Source organism: Ochrobactrum teleogrylli, assembly GCF_006376685.1.
Taxonomy (GTDB): domain Bacteria; phylum Pseudomonadota; class Alphaproteobacteria; order Rhizobiales; family Rhizobiaceae; genus Brucella; species Brucella teleogrylli.
Genome location: NZ_VEWL01000001.1, coordinates 87,752 through 105,559, shown reverse-complemented (window position 1 = coordinate 105,559; position 17,808 = coordinate 87,752). Strand labels below are relative to the sequence as shown.

Genomic DNA, 17,808 nt, shown 5'->3' with positions numbered 1-17,808 from the left:
TGTCACGCTCCAACCTGATGAGAATGCATGCGGCCCGGATTGAGAATATTTTCCGGATCGAATTGCTGCTTCAACCGCTGCGACAAGGCCGCAAGTGCTGTTGGCTGCGGTTCGAAAACGTCAACACCGGCGCGGATCGCCTCCGGCGCGCGCACCAGCGTCGCATGCCCGCCGCCATGTCTGGCGATCAGCTTGCGCAAGATTTGTGCTTCCGGGTCGGCCTCCATCCGCATCCAGATCAAGCCGCCTTGCCAGTCATAATAGGCATCGACGCCTGCATGACGACGGAACTCGTCCACCATCTGCCAGCCCTGCATCGGCGTCATCGAAACGCGCCATACAGCACGATTGTCGCCCGCATTGGCATAAGGCAGGACATCGCGCACTTCGCGCCAGAGCTGCTGCGATTGCGCCCCGTCGAGCGCTTCCACCATGCCGGACTGGCGGAGCAATGCCTGCAATTGGCGGCTGCGATGTTCGACTGAAGGCGCAAAGCCCTCGAGCCGCAACACGGTCGCCGCTTCCCAGCCGAGCTTTCCATCAAGGAAGCGATTGGCGACGGTCGGCGGCAAATGCGCTGCCGAAGCAACTTCCTCACGCGATCCCATGGCCATCGCCATGACACGCGCTGCCTGTTCGTCAGTCAGCCCGCGCACGACAAGCGTGGCTGCCGTTTCCGGCTTCGGCAGAACCTTGAACGTCACCTCGGTGGCGACGCCCAGCGTGCCCCAGGAATTGGCCATGCCCTTGGACAGATCATAACCCGTCACGTTCTTGACCACGCGACCACCGGACTTGAACAATTCGCCCCGCCCGGACACAACCCGCACGCCAAGCACATGATCGCGCGCAGCACCCGCCTTGAGACGGCGCGGACCAGACAGATTAGCAGCCAGCGCGCCGCCGATCGTGCCGCGACCGCGCTCGCCCGACAGCAAAGGACCGTAATCCATTGGTTCAAAATGGAAGCACTGATTGTTGTCGGCCAGAAGCTTTTCAATCTCGACCATCGGCGTTCCGGCCTTTGCCGAGAGCACCAATTCGTCCGGCTCGTACAGGGTCACGCCCGTAAGCTGCGACACGTCCAGCACGCGGCCCGCATCGACCCTGTGTCCAATGCCGCGCTTCGAGCCATGGCCGATGATTTCCAGTGGGGTGGAGCTGGCCAGCGCGTCCTGCACCGCATCCAGAACGCCCGCCTCATCCTGCGGCTTTAGAATATTTGCATCGCTCATGATCAAAACCACAACTCAGAATCGGGGAACATCCGGGAAGGCCAGCTCGCCGCGATGCACATGCATGCGACCAAGCTCGGCGCAGCGGCGCAATTGCGGAAACACCTTGCCCGGATTGAGCAGATGCTGGGCGTCGAAAGCACATTTGACGCGCATCTGCTGGTCGAGATCGATGTCATTGAACATTTCCGGCATCAGATCGCGTTTTTCAATGCCGACGCCATGTTCGCCGGTGAGAACACCGCCAACTTTCACGCAGAGCCGCAAAATATCTGCGCCGAAATTTTCGGCTGCTTCCAGTTCACCGGGGATATTCGCATCATAGAGGATCAGCGGATGCAGATTGCCGTCGCCCGCATGGAACACATTGGCCACCCGCAACCCGTATTTCTCGGACAAGTCGCGCATGCCCGACAGGACACGCGGCAGTTCCTTGCGCGGAATGGTTCCATCCATGCATAGATAGTCGGGCGAAATGCGCCCCACTGCCGGGAAAGCCGCCTTGCGCCCGGCCCAGAAAGCCAGACGCTGCTCTTCCGACTGCGACAGAATGCAGGTCGTGGAACCATTGCGCAGTGCGAGCGCCTCGACCCGTCCGATCAGGTGATCGACCTCGACCGGCGGGCCGTCGAGTTCGACGATCAACAGCGCTTCCACGTCGAGCGGATAGCCAACGCGCACAAAATCCTCCGCCGCCTTGATGGCGGGTCGGTCCATCATTTCCATGCCGCCGGGAATTATGCCTGCGCCGATAATATCGGCCACACACTGGCCGGCCTGCTCGCTGGATGGAAAGCCGACCATGACGGCGCGCGCCGTTTCCGGCTTTTGCAGGATACGCACAGTGATTTCCGTCACCACGCCGAGCAGTCCTTCCGAGCCGGTCATCAGACCCAAAAGATCATAGCCCTCGCTGTCGAGATGCTTGCCGCCGAGGCGCAACACCTCGCCGGTGATCAGCACCATCTCGATGCCCAGAACATTATTCGCTGTCAGGCCATATTTCAGGCAATGCACGCCACCGGCGTTTTCCGCCACGTTGCCGCCAATCGAGCAGGCAATCTGCGACGACGGATCGGGCGCATAATAAAAGCCCTCATGCTCAACGGCTTTGGTAATGCCGAGATTGGTCACGCCCGGCTGCACCACGGCGACACGGTTGGGATAATCGATTTCGAGAATGCGGTTGAAGCGCGACATGCCGAGCAGCACCGCATCCTGCAAGGGCATGGAACCGCCCGACAGCGATGTGCCCGCACCGCGCGGCACGACGCGAATGCCATTCTCGTGGCAATAACGCAGAACTTGTGAGACCTGATCGACCGTTTCCGGCAGCACAACCACCAGCGGCAGCGAACGATGCGCCGTCAGGCCGTCGCTCTCGAACACACGCATCGCATTGACCGTATCGACCACGCCCTCGCCCGGTACGATATCGCGCAGATCATCCACGATCTGCCCGCGCCGCTGCATGACGGACGCATCCGGCTCCGGCATAATCAATCCGCTCATTTGCTCCTCCGCCGCTGGGCAGGCCCTCTTCATCAAGGTGCCGCCAGCCTTCAAATGCCGCCCAGGTTTTCATCCTCGCTTGAGAACCGGAACGGTCGTAACGCGCTGTTTTAACGCCACGCCAGTCGAGATGGACAGACCCGATCTTTTCTGGAATAGCTCTAACATGCACAGTGCACCCTGCGCCGCATTCGTCAAGTGGTAAATCATTTTTACCACTTGCACCTTTCGCATAACAGTTTTCACGCTGTGGCATAATTGCTTGCGGAGCCTTGCAACGCTGGGCTAGATGCAATTGAAGCGCAGGGCAATTCGGGGGATCAGACGATCATGATGAGCAGCAGTCTGGCCGATATGGAAATCTTTGCCCGCGTGGTCGCAACCGGCAGCATGTCGGCGGCGGCTCGCGATCTCGGCCTGTCGCCTGCCGTGGTTTCCAAGCGTCTCGGTCGTCTGGAGGAGCGCCTCGGCACCCGGCTCCTGCAACGCACCACGCGGCAAATCGCGCTGACCGAGGCTGGTCAGGGCTATCATGAGCGCGTGCTGGCCATTCTTTCCAATATCGAGGAAGCGGAAGCTTTCGTCGCGCGCCGCTCGGCGGATGCGCGCGGCACGCTGAAAATCTCGGCTCCCACGACCTTCGGGCGCATGCATATCGCCCCCTATCTGGTGCCTTTCATGCGCGCCAATGCCGACCTGACCGTCAATATGCAATTGACCGACGAAATGGTCGATATTGTCGGCGACGGTTATGATCTCGCCATCCGCATCGGTGAATTGTCGGATTCGACCCTTGTGGCCCGCAGGCTGGCGCCGGTCCGCCGATTGCTCGTCGCATCGCCCGGTTATATCGCGGAACGCGGCACGCCTGAGACCATCGAAGACCTGCAGGCCCATATCTGCCTTGCGCCGCACAATAATGATCCATGGCGGCTGGAAGGGCCGAAAGGCCCGATTGTCATTCGCCCGGTCGGACCACTCCAGACCAATTCCAGCGAAATGGTGCGCGAGGCCGTGCTGGCCGGTCTCGGCATTGCCCAGCGCTCCACCTGGGATATCGGCCCTGAACTGGCCGCGGGCAAGCTTGTGCAGGTGCTGCCCGACTATACCGCATCGCGCAACGTGGCCATTCACGCGGTCTATCCGTCGAAACAGTTCCTGCCTGCCAAGGTGCGCCTGTTCATCGACTATCTTGCCGACCTTTACGGGCCCGTTCCCTATTGGGAGAGCGGCAGTTCTCCACAGGGCGCATCTCAAAAATAGACATCAAGTCTTTTGCCGACTATGAAACGCTGCGCATTAGAAAGCGTGCATATAAATACGGTGCGGCATGAACTCCCATCATGCCGGCCGTGTCGTTCCGACTTTTGAGGAAAGATAATGAACACTCCGATCCGATTCATTCTCGCTATCATCGTTGCCGTTGTCGTCGGCTGCGGCTTCATGTTCTACGACAAGTCCCGCGGTGCGGAATGGGTCGTGTCCCCGCAGCAGATAGAACAGGCCAAGGCCGAAGGTAAATCCGGCGTCGAAAGCCGCCCCGGCACTGTGACCGTGCTGCCGATCCGCAGCGAAACGGCTGATGCGTTGCCGTTCAAATGGGCGATGTATGGCGTTGTCGCCGGTCTGTTTGTGCTGGTTGCGACGCGCAAGCGCAAAAAGGGTTAAAACCCCTTTTTTCCAGCATCATAAAGCCCGGCTTGATCACCAGTCGGGCTTTATTGTCAATAGAGCGGTTCCTGTTTTGACGGAATCGTCGGAACCGCTCTAAGTATTTATTTTTACGCATTTCCAGACGCAAACCGCTTCGCACTTTTGCTGGAAAAGCTCTATATTCCGTTGCCGGGTCCGTCCCTTGCGGCTACCTTGCCGCCGATACGCAGAGGGCTTGAACGGCATGGCCGAAACGATTTTTTCCCGCATACAGGCGAGCCGCACAGCGGACGACGTCGTATACCAGATCGAGACGCTCATTCTGGAGGGCGTTCTGCGCGGCGGCGACCGTCTGCCCGGCGAACGGGAGCTGGCGCGCCAGTTCGACATTTCCCGGCCCATCCTGCGCGATGCCCTGAAGCGCCTTGAAACGGCTGGCCTTTTGACCTCCCGCCATGGTGGCGGCACATTCGTCGCCGATGTGATCGGGCAGGTCTTCAGCGCGCCCGTGGTCAAGCTTTTTGCCGACCACCGCAAGGCGACCGCAGACTATCTCGAATATCGCCGCGAGATCGAAAGCATCGCCGCCGAATATGCGGCGTTGCGTGCCACACCTGCCGACAAGGCCCTTTTGACGGAAATCATGCATGCGATGGAGACGGCCCATGGCGCGAGCGATTTCGACACCGAAGCGCGGCTTGATGTCGAGCTGCACAATGCGGTCGGCGAAGCCGCGCACAACATCGTGCTGCTGCACACTTTGCGCTCCTGCTACCAGCTTTTGAAGGATGGCGTGTTTTACAACCGCAGCCTCATCTACAGCTATCCGGGCGTCGCCGACATGTTCCTTTCGCAGCATCGCGCTATCTATGATGCGGTGATGGCTGGCAACCCGCAGGCCGCCCGTGAAGCGGTGCAGAAGCATATCCGCTTCGTCGAGCAGGCCACTCATGACCGCGAACTGAACGAAGAACGCGAGCGCGTGTCGCAGCTGCGCTTCCGCCAGCGGGCGGGCACCAATGCGGTGAAGGAAGTGAAGGACGACGGCGAATGACTGGTGTGGTTTTCAAGGATGCATGCGGCCCGCAGAACATTCGCCTTTATGCCATTGGCGACGTGCATGGGCGCTTCGATCTGTTGCAGGATATGCACGGATTAATCCGCGCCGATCTCGACCATCGCCCCGTCCATGACTGGCGCATCATCCATCTCGGTGATTACATCGACCGGGGACCGCAATCCAAGGAAGTGCTCGATTTTCTCATCGAGGCGGCTGCGCACGATCCGCGCATCCTGTCTCTTCTCGGCAATCACGACGAAGGCTTTCTCAATTATCTCGCCACCGGCGACACGGCAGGCATCTTCGCTCTGCATGGCGGCGTGGAGACCGGGCGCTCCTATGGCGTGGAACTCGATTTTTCCGATCCGGACAAAGCCCGGCGCGGACACGAGGCTCTGGTGAAAGCCGTACCGCAAGCGCATGTCGATTTCATACGCTCGATGCCGCGCTGGCTGTCTTTCGGGGACTTCTTTTTCTGCCACGCAGGCGTCAACCCCGTTGTCCCGCTTGAAGAGCAGGACCCGGACGACCTCATCTGGATACGCACTTTGTTTTTGAAATGGACCGATCCCCTCGCAAAGGTGATCATCCATGGGCATACGCCGCAAGGCGCGGTCGATGTTCAGCCCAACCGCGTCAATCTCGACACCTATGCCTGGAAGAGCGGCCTGCTCTCGGCAATCGCAATCGATGGCGCGGAAAAGCGCTTCATCGAAGCGAATTAATGAGCGCTGGAAATTCCGTAACCATCGCTCGAAACCATGGTGTTACCGGCATCGACGGTGAAGATGCCGACAGCCATGAACACGATCGCGGAGACCATCAGGACGGTAAGAAGGGCGGCATGCTTGGCGGTCATATTCGGAAACTCTTTCGACGGTTGCCGGATGAAATTCGATAAAACGAGCCGCCGTTGCGAGCATGGCGTGAAGCCCTGCCCGACCGATCATTGCCCGGGAGACGGCGATCAGTTACACCCGATAAAAGTTACCTGCAACTGAACGGCGGCGTCGTTCACCGCGCTTTTTTCACAAAACAACGCATTGCTCACAGCATGTGGCAAAGCAGCAACGCGAAGTCTATCCGCAAGGTTAATGTTGGGTTTAAATCTGGTCGATCCAGGCTTTGGCGAGTGCCGCGCCCGCTCTGTCTGAGGAGCGGCCAACGCTCTCGGCAAGTTGCGCAAACGCCTTGTCCCAGCCCGGCGCAAAATCTTCGATTTCGTGGGCGAGCTGGGCATTCCACTGTTTGACGAGCGCGGTATCGGCTTCGAAATGGAACTGGGTTCCATAGACCGCCCGTCCGATCCGGTAGGCCTGATTCTGCGTCATGTCGCTTTGCGCCATGTGCACGGCACCTTCGGGCAGCGTGAACGTATCGCGGTGCCAATGGAAGATCGGAAACGCTCTGCCTGCCGTCGATAAGACCGGATCGTTCAGGCCCTCTTCGGTCAGGCGCACTTCCTGCCAGCCGAACTCCATCGGACGGTCGAGGATATTGTCGCCGCCATAGGCGCGCGCCACAAGCTGGCTGCCGAGGCAGATGCCAAGCACCGCCTTGTCCCTGTCACCAAAGCCACGAATGAGATCGAGCAGATGCGGGAAATAGGCAAATTCGGCATCGGCCAGCGCATTCTGCTCGCCGCCCAGCACAATAAGCGCCTTGTGGTCGGTATCATCAGCGGGCAGCGCATCGCCATTGTAGGGAAGGCGCAAATCAATCGCATAACCGGCTTCTTTCAGGACGGGCTCAATCTGTCCGAGCCCCGCACCATCATAATTCTGGACGACCAATACCCGCATAACCAAGCCTCGAAAATTCTTTGCCATTGGCTAACACGAAAAAGGCCCGGACAACAGCCGGGCCTTTGATCGATTGGACGTCGATTATTCGACGACCGACACGCTGACGGTCCGGCCCGCCACGAGGTGCACGCCATCCGGCACGTCCTCAAGCTTGACGCGCACCGGCACACGCTGCGCAAGACGCACCCAGTTGAAAGTCGGCGTGACATTGGCAAGCAGGCTTGTCGTTGCGGTGCGCTCGCGATCCTCGATGCCACCGGCAATGCCTTCGACCTTGCCCTTGAGCTGCACGTGGCTGCCCATGATATCGACCACCACCGGATCGCCGAGCTTGATACGCTCAAGCTTGTTTTCTTCGAAATAGCCCGAGACATAATAGGAATCCGTATCCACCAGCGCCGTTACGGCAGAACCTGCGGTGACATAGTCGCCCGGCTGCAGCGAAAAGTTGGTGATGACGCCATTGACCGTCGCCTTGACCGAAGACCGATCCAGATTGAGCGCGGCCAGATCACGGTCCAGACCGGCCTGACGGTAAGCCGCCTCGGCCTGCATGGCTGTCGTTTCAACCTGTTCCAGCTTCTGGCGGGTCACAGTCGTGTCGTTTAGCTGGCGATAACGGACGAGATCGCGATTGGCCATGTCGAGCGCAGCCTTGCTGCTGTCGACCTTGGCCTCCGCCGTTTGCAGCGCCAGCTTGTAACGCGCCTGATCGATGCGGAAAATCACATCGCCTTTTTTGACGGTCTGGTTGTCGCGAACGAGAACTTCGCTCACCAGACCCGACACGTCCGGTGCAACGCGCACCACATCGGCAAGGATCTTGCCATCGCGTGTCCACGGCGCATTCATGTAATAATCCCAGAGATGCCAGCCCAGCAGCCCCGCCATTGTGACCATGACGAGGGTGAGAAAAACCCGGCCAGTATGTGCGAAGAGCTTTTTCATCAGTCTATTCCGTTCAAGATAATGGCGGCAGCGCCAAGAATGCAGAAATACATGGCGGCATCGAACAAGGGCCGGTGCCACACAAAACGGTAGAAACGCACGCGCGCCAAAAGGCGTTGCATGATCGTATTGAGGACGTAGGCGCCAAGCGCCAGCACGCCCAGGGTCGGGATATAAATCCCGTATATATCGAGTTCAGGTCTCATGATCGTTCACATTCAGTCTTCAAGCTCCTGTTGGTCAGGCGGCTTGCGGCAGCTCCAATTGCGGGCGCGGTGGCAAAGCAAAAGGCGGCGCCTTGGGAAACAGGTTGAAACGCAGCGCCACCAGTGCGAGCCGCGGACGGCGGGCAACGGCAGGCGAGCCGCTTTCGATGATCGCCGCTATCGCCTTGTCGATAGCGGTGAGCAATTGTTCGTCGATGCCCTGACGCGACAGGCCGTTCGGCCCGCCTTTGGACAAGGCCCGATAATGCGCGCCGACACCGTCCAGCACCGCATCCACCGCCTCGCGGCAAGGCTCGGGCAACTTGGCGCGATATTGTTGCAGGTCGATGGTATTCATCCCGTTGCGCAGGTCGCGCAGCAGATCGACCTTGGCGACATCTGCCGATGGGATCAGCGCCAGACGCGGCGTCATCATTCCGATGCGGTCAATCATGCGCAGCAACAGGCGGTTCATATGCTGGCGGCGATGACGGCTTGGTCCGCGTTCGGTTGCCGCCACAATATCGCGCCAGCCAGCCTCGACCAGACGCCGCACGCTCCATTCGGCACCGACCGAGCGCACGATAGACGTGATCACCGCAGCAATGACGATACCGACAACCGTTGCCAGATTGGCATTGGCAAAAGTGACGAAATCCGACGTGGCGTGGCTTTGCAGCATGAGCATGTTGGGCAGGTTCACACAGAGCACCATGCCCAGCAGAAACTGCGACGGAATTGCCAGAAGCACACCGGCAGGCACCAGAAACAGACCCAGCACCAAAGCCAGCGGGAAGAAACCGTCCACCAGCGGCAGCAGCGCGAATTCGAAGATGAAAGCGGCTGCGATCACGATCATCAACAGCCAGTTAAACTTCCGCATCACCGGCACGGGGTCGTCCATCGTCGCAAAGATACAGCAGAAGATGCCTGCCATCATTGCGGCTGCACTGCCCTGTGACCAGCCGGTGGCGATCCAGAAAGCCGTTGCAACACTGGTTGCGAGAAAGGCCGAGAAGCCCGACAGAAACGCCATGCCATAATCGCGATGCGCGGGACGCCCTTTTAGATGGGCGTCGTAACGGCGCCAGCGCAGCGCATGGCCGCGCTTCGCACCGGATACGATATCCTGACGCAGCGTGATGCAATCGCTCCAGATCTGGACCAGATCGCGGACACGCGCAGCCACGTTGAACGGCAGAAGCTCGCCCCAGCTGGAAGCGTCCTTACCGTGACGCTCGATCTCGTCAATCAGCTTCAACAGAACAGCGCGGCGCTCTTCGCTCAGGCTTTCGCCGCTTTCGAGCCAGTCGCAGGCTTCATCGAGAAGCTGCTGGACAGCTGGATGCCAAGGCTTTTCACCCTCGCCCGGCTTCAGCACGATGACATCATGCAGGCTCGATATGATCGGCAGCACGGCCACCATGCGCTGTTGCAGCACGTGCAGCATGGTTCCAACGCCACGAATGGACGAGGTGTCATAGGCCACATGAGTGGTCAGGTTGCGCAGTTCCAGCGCGTCGGATGCCAGACGCTGACGGTCGCGCAGAAATTGCGGGCTGGCGCCCTCGCCGCGCATTGTGGCGACGGCGAGCCGCGAGCCCTCCCGCAGCCAGTTGTCGATACGACCGACCAGCACCGGCCCGCTGTGGCGCGGAAAGACGAGGCGATTGACCAGCGCCGCGCAGACAATGCCAATGGCAATTTCCTCGACGCGGCCAAGCGCATAATCAAAGGTGGTTTCGGGAACGGAAACCACGGCAAAACTTGCAATCGCCACCGTATAACCGGCGAGCATGAAGAGATAGCTGCGCGGCGTGCCGTCAAGCAGGCTGATCGCCAGACAGACGCCCATCCATACGCCGATGGCGACGGTCAGGATTTCCGGCGAATTGATCAGATGTGGCACGAAAAGAATCGTCACCGCACCGCCGATGATCGTGCCGATCAGACGATAGATGCCCTTGGATGTGGTAGCCCCCGAAAGCGGATGCGCGACGATATAAACGGCGGCAATCGACCAGTATGGATTTGGCAGATTGGCCATCAGCGCAATCCACAAGGCAAGCATACCGGCGGCGAACGTCTTTAGGGAAAAGACGACGTCCCAGAATTTCGGGGTTGTTTCGGCAAGCTTGGTCATTGTTTTTCGAAGGCAGCGTGGTTGGTTCAGATGTTCAGGAATTTCTCGTTCAGCCTGCGCAAGACTTCCATGGCGACATCGACCTGTTCGGCGTCGAAATCGCTTAAGAACTGCGTCCGAAGACGGGCCGCAGACTTTTCCACCTTGGTGGCAAGGGCGCGGCCGTCTTCTGTCAACTGGATGAGTTTGACGCGACGGTCGGCATCGTCGGCGACGCGCAGGATCAGGCCATCCTTCTCCAGCTCATCGACGACACGAACGATCGTCGCCCCCTCGATGCCAACCCGTTCGGCCAGCACCCCCTGGGGGATAAGATCGCCATGCCGCAAGAGGGTCATCAGCGGAACAGCTTTCGCATCGGAAAGACCATGCTCCGCCATGGCCGCATCAAAGGCTTTCCGCCATCCTCTGGCGGTGCTTGCAAGAAGCGGCGCGAATTCGACCCAGGCTTGTTTCATCACTTCAATTCCATTCAAATAGATAGCTTCATACCTATATGGATACAATCTAATTAGATTCAACCGCCAGCCATTTCCCATCAATTGTTTGTGTAAGCCATTTGTTATGTGAGAGCGGTTTTCAATCGGCAGGCTGGCAGAACTGCCACACAAAGCGCTTGACCGGCAGGCTTGCCCTCTGCCATCGATGCGATCATGCGCGCAAATTACAGAATGCAACGACTTTACATCGAGGACGACTTCGCCCCGGAAACGCCGGTGGAGGCTGCGCCGCAGGCTGCCCATTATCTCATTCACGTGCTGCGCCTGAAAGAAGGCGATGAAGTTCTCGTCTTCAACGGGCGCGACGGTGAATGGAAGGCCTGGCTAAAGCCGGAAGGCAAGAAGCGTGTTCTGCTCGTACCTGTTGAGGAGACCCGCCCGCAGCCAGCGCCAAGCGATCTCGTCTATTGTTTCGCGCCGCTGAAACAGGGCCGCCTTGATTATATGGTGCAGAAGGCCGTTGAAATGGGCGCTGGCGTCTTGCAGCCGGTCGTCACCCAGCACACGCAAGTGCCGAAACTCAGCACCGACAAGATAAAGGCCAATGCCATTGAGGCTGCCGAGCAATGCGGTGTGCTTGCCATACCCGAATGCCGCGACGCGGTGCGCTTCGACCGCTTTATCGACCAGTGGGACCCGTCGCGCCGTCTGATCTTTTGCGATGAAGGTCACGAATCGGACGATCCGTTGAGCATTCTGCAAGGTTTGAAGACCGGACCAACGGGGCTTCTGATCGGCCCGGAAGGCGGATTTTCGGAAGAAGAGCGGCAAGTGCTGCACCGCCTGCCCTTCGTGACGGCCATTCCGCTCGGCCCTCGCATTTTGCGGGCGGATACCGCAGCCGTTGCCGCCATGGCTCTGGTACAGGCCATTCTCGGCGACTGGAGAAATGCGGCATGATGTTCTCTAAATCGATCGTTCAATGAAATTGACTTGCGTGATTTGACAAATTTGTCCAATCACGCTGACAAGCTGAAATACGACCAGGGATAGACTGTATGGCGCGCGATACGACTGACGAAACGGCACTGACGGGCGTTGAAGAACTTGCGATCTATCTTGCCGGGGGAAGCAAGCCCAAGGATGCCTGGCGCATCGGCACCGAGCACGAAAAATTCCCTTTCTATACCGCTGACAACAGCCCTGTTCCCTATGCGGGACCGCGCGGCATCAAGGCGATTCTGGAAGGCATGCAGGCCATGCTCGGCTGGGAGCCGATCATGGACGAAGGCAACATTATCGGCCTTGTCGAGCCGACCGGACAGGGCGCAATTTCTCTGGAACCGGGCGGCCAGTTCGAGCTTTCCGGCGCACCGCTTACGACCATTCACCAGACCTGCCGCGAAATGAACGCGCATCTGAGCCAGGTGCGCGAAATCGCCGAGCCTCTGGGCATTCGTTTTCTCGGCGTCGGCGGCAGCCCGAAATGGACGCTGGCCGAAACGCCGGTCATGCCGAAGTCGCGCTACAAGATCATGACCAACTACATGCCGAAGGTTGGCAAGGAAGGTCTGGACATGATGTACCGGACCTCGACCATTCAGGTTAATCTCGATTTCAGCTCCGAACGCGACATGCGCCGCAAGATGCAGGTTTCGATGAAACTGCAATCGGTCGCCACGGCGCTGTTTTCCAGTTCGCCCTTCACCGAGGGCAAGCCGAACGGTCTCCTGTCATGGCGCTCGAACATCTGGCGTGATACCGACAACCAGCGCGCCGGTGTGCTGCCCTTTGTCTTCTCGGAAAATTTCGGCTTTGCCGATTATGTCGACTGGGCGCTCGATATTCCGATGTATTTCATCCTGCGCGATGGCCGTTATCACGATTGCACCCATGTCACGTTCCGCCAGTTCATGAACGGCGCGTTGAAGGGTGAAGTCAGCGATCCGGTGCCGAATATGGGCGACTGGACCAACCATCTCTCGACGCTGTTCCCGGAAGTTCGCCTCAAGCGCTTCCTCGAAATGCGCGGTGCGGACGGCGGCCCATGGCGACGTATCTGCGCCCTGCCCGCCTATTGGGTCGGCCTGCTCTATGACGAAGAAGCGCTGGCGGCAGCGGAAATGCTGACCAAGGACTGGACCTATGAAGAGGTTCTGGCGCTGCGCAACGAAGTGCCCACCAAGGCGCTCACCGCAACATTCCGTGGCAAGCCGCTGGAAGGCATCGCCCGCGAAACGCTGAAGATTTCGCGTCTTGGCCTGAAGAACCGCAACAAGCTCAACTCGGACGGTTTTGACGAAACCCACTTCCTGGCGCCACTGGAAGAAATCGTCGCCGCTGGCATTACCGATGCCGAGCGTATGCTGAAAGCCTATAACAGCATCTGGGCCGGTTCCGTCGAGCCGATCTTCCTGGAATATGCTTATTGAGCTTCAATCCGGCAGAAAACCACACATGAAAAAGAGCGCGTTTTTCGCGCCCTTTTCATTTTCGGGATGTGCTCCGAGGTTAGCTCGTGACCTGCTGACCCTTTGTCGGATCGGGGATCACGACAATCGTGCTGCCATCGCGCACATTGTTATAAAGGTCGATCACATCCTGATTGAGCATACGGATACAGCCGGAAGAGACGGCCTTGCCGATGCTCCATGCTTCGGGCGACCCGTGGATACGATATAGTGTATCGCGGCCATCCTTATGGATATACATGGCGCGCGCGCCCAGCGGGTTCTTGAGGCCGGGGGGCATACCGCCATTGGCAATGCTGTAGGGCTGGAGTGCTGGCTGGCGGGCAACCATCTCATCCGGCGGCGTCCAGCGCGGCCACTGGCGCTTGTAAGCGATGACGGCACGGCCCGCCCAGGCAAAACCGTCACGACCGACGCCGATGCCATAGCGCATCGCCCGCCCATTGCCGAGCACGTGATAGAGATATTTGTTCGGCGTATCGACGATGACGGTGCCCTTAGTCTCGCTCGTCGGATAATCAACTTCCTGCCGCCAGAATTTCTGATCGACCTTACTGATATCGACGGCAGGCAGTGGAAACTGCTCTTCCGGCATGGCCTGATACATGAGCGGCACGGGCTGCGACGGCGCAACGGGCTTATTGACCGGCTTTGCCGGCAGCGGCGGCTGGGCAGTCGAAACACAGCCTGACAGCGCAACAGCGCTTGCACCAATCAGAAAGCTGCGGCGGTTGAACACCGCCGCCTTCAAGCCGGAAAATGCGGCGTCCTGGGAGTTTTTACGCGACATCCTTAAACTCTTCGTTTGACACGCATCACGGCAGAAACGCGGTTCGCCCTGCCCGAATTGTGCTCATCATTTCGGATGTGCGAGAAAGAAAAGGCCAAGCTTAAGCCAGCCTTAAGAGAACAGCGGAGCTTGCACTCGGCTTCCCAATTCGGCGTTCAAGACATTGCGAGTGTTGCTAAAATAGCGATCCCTGCCCGCCGGAGCGAGCCGATGCAGGCTTTTTCGGTGCGCCCGGTTTGGCTGCCGATTCGTCCTCTGCACCGCCATCAGCAACCACCGCCACATCACCGTCACGGAAACGAACCGACAGCGCATCGCCCGCCGCCACGCCTGCCGCCTGCTTGACCGGATGACCGTCCGCATCGAACACGATGGCAAAGCCACGGTCCAGCACACTTTCGTAAGACAGGGTGCGCATCAGGCGTTCCAGTTCCTGTCCGCGCCGTTTGGCGCGCTCGATCAAAAGGCGCACCGCCTGATCGCGCCTGCGATCCAGTTGCTCGACGGTCGATGTGGCAAGGCGGGTGCGCCGCAAGATCGGCTCCGGGACCAGCCGGTCGCCACGATGCGAGAGCGCCGTGCGGCGTTCCCGCAAAAAGGCTTCCAGCGCACGCGGCAGTCGCTGACCGAGCAGCGACATGGTGCGTTGCTGTTCCGCGAAACGGCGCTGCAACAGGCGCGGCGACAATTGCCGGGTGCGCCCTTCGAAATGCACCCTCTTCTTCTGCGTGTTGACGAACAGCGCCCGCGTCAGGCGCGAGGCGGATTCGTCAAAACGCCGGCGGGGCAAGGCCAGCAACTGATCGGCGGAAGGCAGAGCGCGCGCAGCCGCGCGATGCGCCTGCCGCTTGAGGTCGATGAAGCGCGACATGGCCGAGGCCAACCGCGCCGATTGTCCGGCAAGCATTGCCTGCAAATCGGCCCTGACCGGCACGGCCATTTCGGCAGCGCCTGTCGGGGTCGGTGCGCGCACATCAGCGGCAAGATCGATCAGCGTCCAGTCGGTTTCGTGGCCGACCGCAGAAATCACCGGAATATGCGACGCAGCCACGGCGCGCACGACAATTTCGTCATTGAAGCCCCAGAGGTCTTCCAAACTGCCGCCGCCACGCGCCACGATCAGCACATCGGGACGCGGGATCGCGCCATTATCCGGCAAGGCATTGAAGCCGTCCACGGCAGCAGCCACTTCCAGACCACTCGTCTCGCCCTGCACACGCACCGGCCAGACGATGACATGCAGCGGGTAGCGATCTGAAATGCGGTGAATAATGTCGCGGATGACGGCGCCTGTCGGCGATGTCACCACGCCGATCACACGCGGCATGAAGGGCAGGAGCTGCTTGACCGCCGGATCGAACAGGCCTTCCGCCGCAAGGCGGCGCTTGCGTTCTTCCAGAAGCGCCATCAGCGCACCGGCGCCCGCCGGTTCCATCTGCTCGATGACGATCTGATATTTTGACGATCCCGGATAGGTGGTCAGCTTGCCGGTGGCGATAACCTCCATGCCTTCTTCGGGACGAAAACGCAGGCGGCCCATGGAACCGCGCCAGATCACGGCTTCCAGCCGCGAGCGGTCGTCCTTCAAGGCGAAATAGGCATGACCGGACGAATGCGGTCCGCGATAACCGGAGATTTCTCCCCGCACGCGCACATGGCCGAACACATCCTCGACCGTGCGCTTCAAAGCGCCGGAAATCTCGGAAACGCTATACTCGGCGACATTCGACGATGCGCCGGTAAAACTCGAATCGGAACCCATGCTCATCCCATCATAGGCCATCAGCCGGTACGGCTGGTCAAGAAGTCGCGTAGAAAATCATCTCATGCTTATCGACGGGCCTCACCAGCCCGGCAACAACTCATTGGCCCGCACCCTGCGCGTGCGGACCGCCGGAAAAGACGAGATTTCCGGCGAACTCATCGCGCCAACAATGCCTCCCGGCTGGGGCGATGAAATATTGTCAAGACTTTCGATGATGTGCTGCGCCAGCGCATCCACCACCGCATTCTGCTTGTTGTGGCCGCGCATGATGCCAATGCCGAATTCCGGCAATCGCCCAAAACCATCGGCCTCACCCAGCACCCGCATGCCGGGGCGCAACGCACATTCCGGCAGCACCGAAACGGCGAGGCCGGAGAGAACCGCAGCGGCAGAAACCGTCGCCGACCAGCTCGTGATGATGATGCGATAATCGCGTTTCGCCGCTTCCAGCACTTCGATTGCCGCATGACGCCAGATGCAGGTCGGTCGCCCCACCGCAAGCGGCAGCACGGCTTCCTCATGCACAGCATGATTGGCCGACGTGACCCAAAGAAGCGGCTCGGTGCGCACCACTTCCGAGCGGCGCTTGTCGTCGCACTGGGTGACCAGCGCAATATCCAGCGTGCCGCGACGAATCATTTCGTCCAGATTGACGGTCGGCTCGCAGACGACGGAAAGCTCAACACGCGGATTGGAGCGCGCAAAACGCGCCATGATTTCCGGCAGGAAGCGGTCGGCATAATCATCAGGCGTCCCGATACGCACGTGGCCCTCCAGTTGCGTATCGTCAAAGGCCGCAATGGTCTCCCCATTCAGCTGCATCATCCGCCGCGCATAGAGAAGCAGCCGGTCGCCATCCTCGGTCAGACGATTGGAGCGCCCGTCCCGCTCGAAGAGCGGCTTTCCGATCCGTTCCTCAAGCCGCCGCATCTGCATGGAAACCGCCGATTGCGTCTTGAAAATCGCATCGGCAGCGCGTGTGAAACTGCCCGTATCGGCTATCGCGATGAAGGTTTGTAACTGATCGAGATCCAGAGGCGTGCTCATGGGCGCTATCCATCACTATTATTGAAGAGTGACATTAGAAACATTCGTTGGAACAATCAATTTGATTGTTGGATAAAGCAGCCGTCGTAAAGGAAAGGAGCCGCGAAAGCGCATGAGCCTGACGATGAGAACCCCTTAGCACCGCTGATTTAAAGGAGAGCGGACATGACAGCGATAAGCAAGACAACGACGACCTATTTACCGGCAACGCGCGCAGAGACCTCCACGCTCGTGCAAACGGTGAAAGCTGTGTTTACGTCGGCTCTGCGTCGCTGGATGATGTCCCGCAATCGACGGCAGCTGATGCGAATTTCCGAGCTTGACGATTATCTTCTGCGTGACATCGGCCTGCATCGTGGTGACGTCTATACGGCGACCCACTATCGCGGCCGCGAAAACCCGACACGTGTTCTGCGCTCGCTGGCTGATGCGCAGCGCCGTATCGAGGCGACACGCCACATCTGCTGAGGCCACGGCCTCAGCAGCCTTTTGAATCTCAAGCAGTTCGCACGAAACCCCTTCGCCGAACTGCCCACGGAACATCTGGCAGGCGCCACCTTCACAAGCCGGGTCCCCTCTCGGCCAGCCTGCCCTTTGCCCGGCCCGCTCCTCCGCTGGCCGGGCCTTTTTATTCCGGCGTCGCGCAAACAACCCGCCTTCTGGCAAAAGACCATGCTTGGCGGTTGTTTGCGGCGATTGCGGCGCGAGAAATTGGGGATGGCGAAATTTGCTA

General features: G+C 59.5%; 18 protein-coding genes. 7 read left to right on the top strand and 11 right to left on the bottom strand.

Annotated features, from left to right (window positions below):
• Nucleotides 1-2: 2 nt before the first annotated feature.
• Both glcE and FIC94_RS00465 read right to left on the bottom strand, forming a co-directional pair.
• On the bottom strand, nt 3-1,235 hold the full coding sequence (gene glcE / locus FIC94_RS00470; protein ID WP_109367816.1) for a glycolate oxidase subunit GlcE: 1,233 nt from the start codon (nt 1,233-1,235) through the stop codon (nt 3-5).
• A 15-nt stretch (nt 1,236-1,250) separates the two neighbouring features.
• A complete protein-coding gene (locus tag FIC94_RS00465) occupies nt 1,251-2,747 on the bottom strand; it encodes an FAD-linked oxidase C-terminal domain-containing protein (protein ID WP_140023547.1) in 1,497 nt (498 codons plus the stop codon).
• A 333-nt stretch (nt 2,748-3,080) separates the two neighbouring features.
• Here FIC94_RS00465 and FIC94_RS00460 point away from each other — a divergent pair, with 333 nt between their 5' ends.
• The 4 genes from FIC94_RS00460 to FIC94_RS00445 all read left to right on the top strand — a co-directional run bounded on the left by FIC94_RS00460 (nt 3,081) and on the right by FIC94_RS00445 (nt 6,185).
• The gene (locus FIC94_RS00460) at nt 3,081-4,010 is read left to right on the top strand and encodes a LysR family transcriptional regulator (protein ID WP_109368038.1); all 930 of its coding nucleotides are present in this window, start codon (nt 3,081-3,083) and stop codon (nt 4,008-4,010) included.
• 117 nt (nt 4,011-4,127) lie between these two features.
• On the top strand, nt 4,128-4,415 hold the full coding sequence (locus FIC94_RS00455) for a hypothetical protein (protein WP_140023546.1): 288 nt from the start codon (nt 4,128-4,130) through the stop codon (nt 4,413-4,415).
• 229 nt (nt 4,416-4,644) lie between these two features.
• Nucleotides 4,645-5,454: an FCD domain-containing protein gene (locus FIC94_RS00450; protein WP_109367819.1), complete on the top strand. Its 810-nt coding sequence runs from the start codon at nt 4,645-4,647 to the stop codon at nt 5,452-5,454.
• Complete coding sequence (locus FIC94_RS00445; RefSeq protein WP_140023545.1) at nt 5,451-6,185, top strand: metallophosphoesterase; 735 nt, start codon at nt 5,451-5,453, stop codon at nt 6,183-6,185. The genes FIC94_RS00450 and FIC94_RS00445 overlap by 4 nt, the downstream gene beginning before the upstream one ends.
• Here FIC94_RS00445 and FIC94_RS22335 read toward each other — a convergent pair.
• The 6 genes from FIC94_RS22335 to FIC94_RS00420 form a co-directional block, all read right to left on the bottom strand.
• Nucleotides 6,182-6,319 (bottom strand): hypothetical protein, encoded by a 138-nt coding sequence (locus FIC94_RS22335; RefSeq protein WP_167836115.1) that lies wholly within the window; start codon nt 6,317-6,319, stop codon nt 6,182-6,184. The two genes, FIC94_RS00445 and FIC94_RS22335, sit on opposite strands and share 4 nt — an antisense overlap.
• Nucleotides 6,320-6,563: 244 nt before the next feature.
• On the bottom strand, nt 6,564-7,262 hold the full coding sequence (locus FIC94_RS00440) for a type 1 glutamine amidotransferase (RefSeq protein ID WP_140023544.1): 699 nt from the start codon (nt 7,260-7,262) through the stop codon (nt 6,564-6,566).
• Between the two features lie 84 nt (nt 7,263-7,346).
• Nucleotides 7,347-8,213, bottom strand: coding sequence for an efflux RND transporter periplasmic adaptor subunit (locus FIC94_RS00435; protein ID WP_109367822.1), 867 nt, complete (start codon nt 8,211-8,213; stop codon nt 7,347-7,349).
• Nucleotides 8,213-8,419, bottom strand: coding sequence for a DUF1656 domain-containing protein (locus FIC94_RS00430; protein WP_078338977.1), 207 nt, complete (start codon nt 8,417-8,419; stop codon nt 8,213-8,215). Before FIC94_RS00430 ends, FIC94_RS00435 begins: the two co-directional genes overlap by 1 nt.
• Nucleotides 8,420-8,453: 34 nt before the next feature.
• Complete coding sequence (locus tag FIC94_RS00425) at nt 8,454-10,562, bottom strand: FUSC family protein (protein WP_140023543.1); 2,109 nt, start codon at nt 10,560-10,562, stop codon at nt 8,454-8,456.
• A gap of 26 nt (nt 10,563-10,588) precedes the next feature.
• The gene (locus FIC94_RS00420) at nt 10,589-11,020 is read right to left on the bottom strand and encodes a MarR family winged helix-turn-helix transcriptional regulator (protein WP_109367824.1); all 432 of its coding nucleotides are present in this window, start codon (nt 11,018-11,020) and stop codon (nt 10,589-10,591) included.
• 195 nt (nt 11,021-11,215) lie between these two features.
• Here FIC94_RS00420 and FIC94_RS00415 point away from each other — a divergent pair, with 195 nt between their 5' ends.
• Together FIC94_RS00415 and FIC94_RS00410 are read left to right on the top strand one after the other, a co-directional pair.
• A complete protein-coding gene (locus FIC94_RS00415) occupies nt 11,216-11,962 on the top strand; it encodes a 16S rRNA (uracil(1498)-N(3))-methyltransferase (protein WP_140023542.1) in 747 nt (248 codons plus the stop codon).
• A gap of 98 nt (nt 11,963-12,060) precedes the next feature.
• A complete protein-coding gene (locus FIC94_RS00410) occupies nt 12,061-13,434 on the top strand; it encodes a glutamate--cysteine ligase (protein WP_140023541.1) in 1,374 nt (457 codons plus the stop codon).
• Between the two features lie 79 nt (nt 13,435-13,513).
• Here the strand turns inward: FIC94_RS00410 and FIC94_RS00405 are convergent, their stop codons facing one another.
• The 3 genes from FIC94_RS00405 to FIC94_RS00395 form a co-directional block, all read right to left on the bottom strand.
• Nucleotides 13,514-14,263 carry a L,D-transpeptidase gene (locus tag FIC94_RS00405; protein WP_109367826.1) on the bottom strand — a complete coding sequence of 250 codons (750 nt, stop codon included), beginning with the start codon at nt 14,261-14,263 and terminating at the stop codon, nt 13,514-13,516.
• A gap of 175 nt (nt 14,264-14,438) precedes the next feature.
• Entirely contained in the window at nt 14,439-16,025 is a 1,587-nt protein-coding gene (gene xseA / locus FIC94_RS00400) for an exodeoxyribonuclease VII large subunit (RefSeq protein ID WP_140023540.1), read from the bottom strand.
• Nucleotides 16,026-16,106: 81 nt separating this feature from the next.
• A complete protein-coding gene (locus FIC94_RS00395; protein WP_140023539.1) occupies nt 16,107-17,075 on the bottom strand; it encodes a LysR substrate-binding domain-containing protein in 969 nt (322 codons plus the stop codon).
• 165 nt (nt 17,076-17,240) lie between these two features.
• Here FIC94_RS00395 and FIC94_RS00390 point away from each other — a divergent pair, with 165 nt between their 5' ends.
• Nucleotides 17,241-17,543, top strand: coding sequence for a DUF1127 domain-containing protein (locus tag FIC94_RS00390; RefSeq protein ID WP_140023538.1), 303 nt, complete (start codon nt 17,241-17,243; stop codon nt 17,541-17,543).
• Nucleotides 17,544-17,808 lie beyond the last annotated feature (265 nt).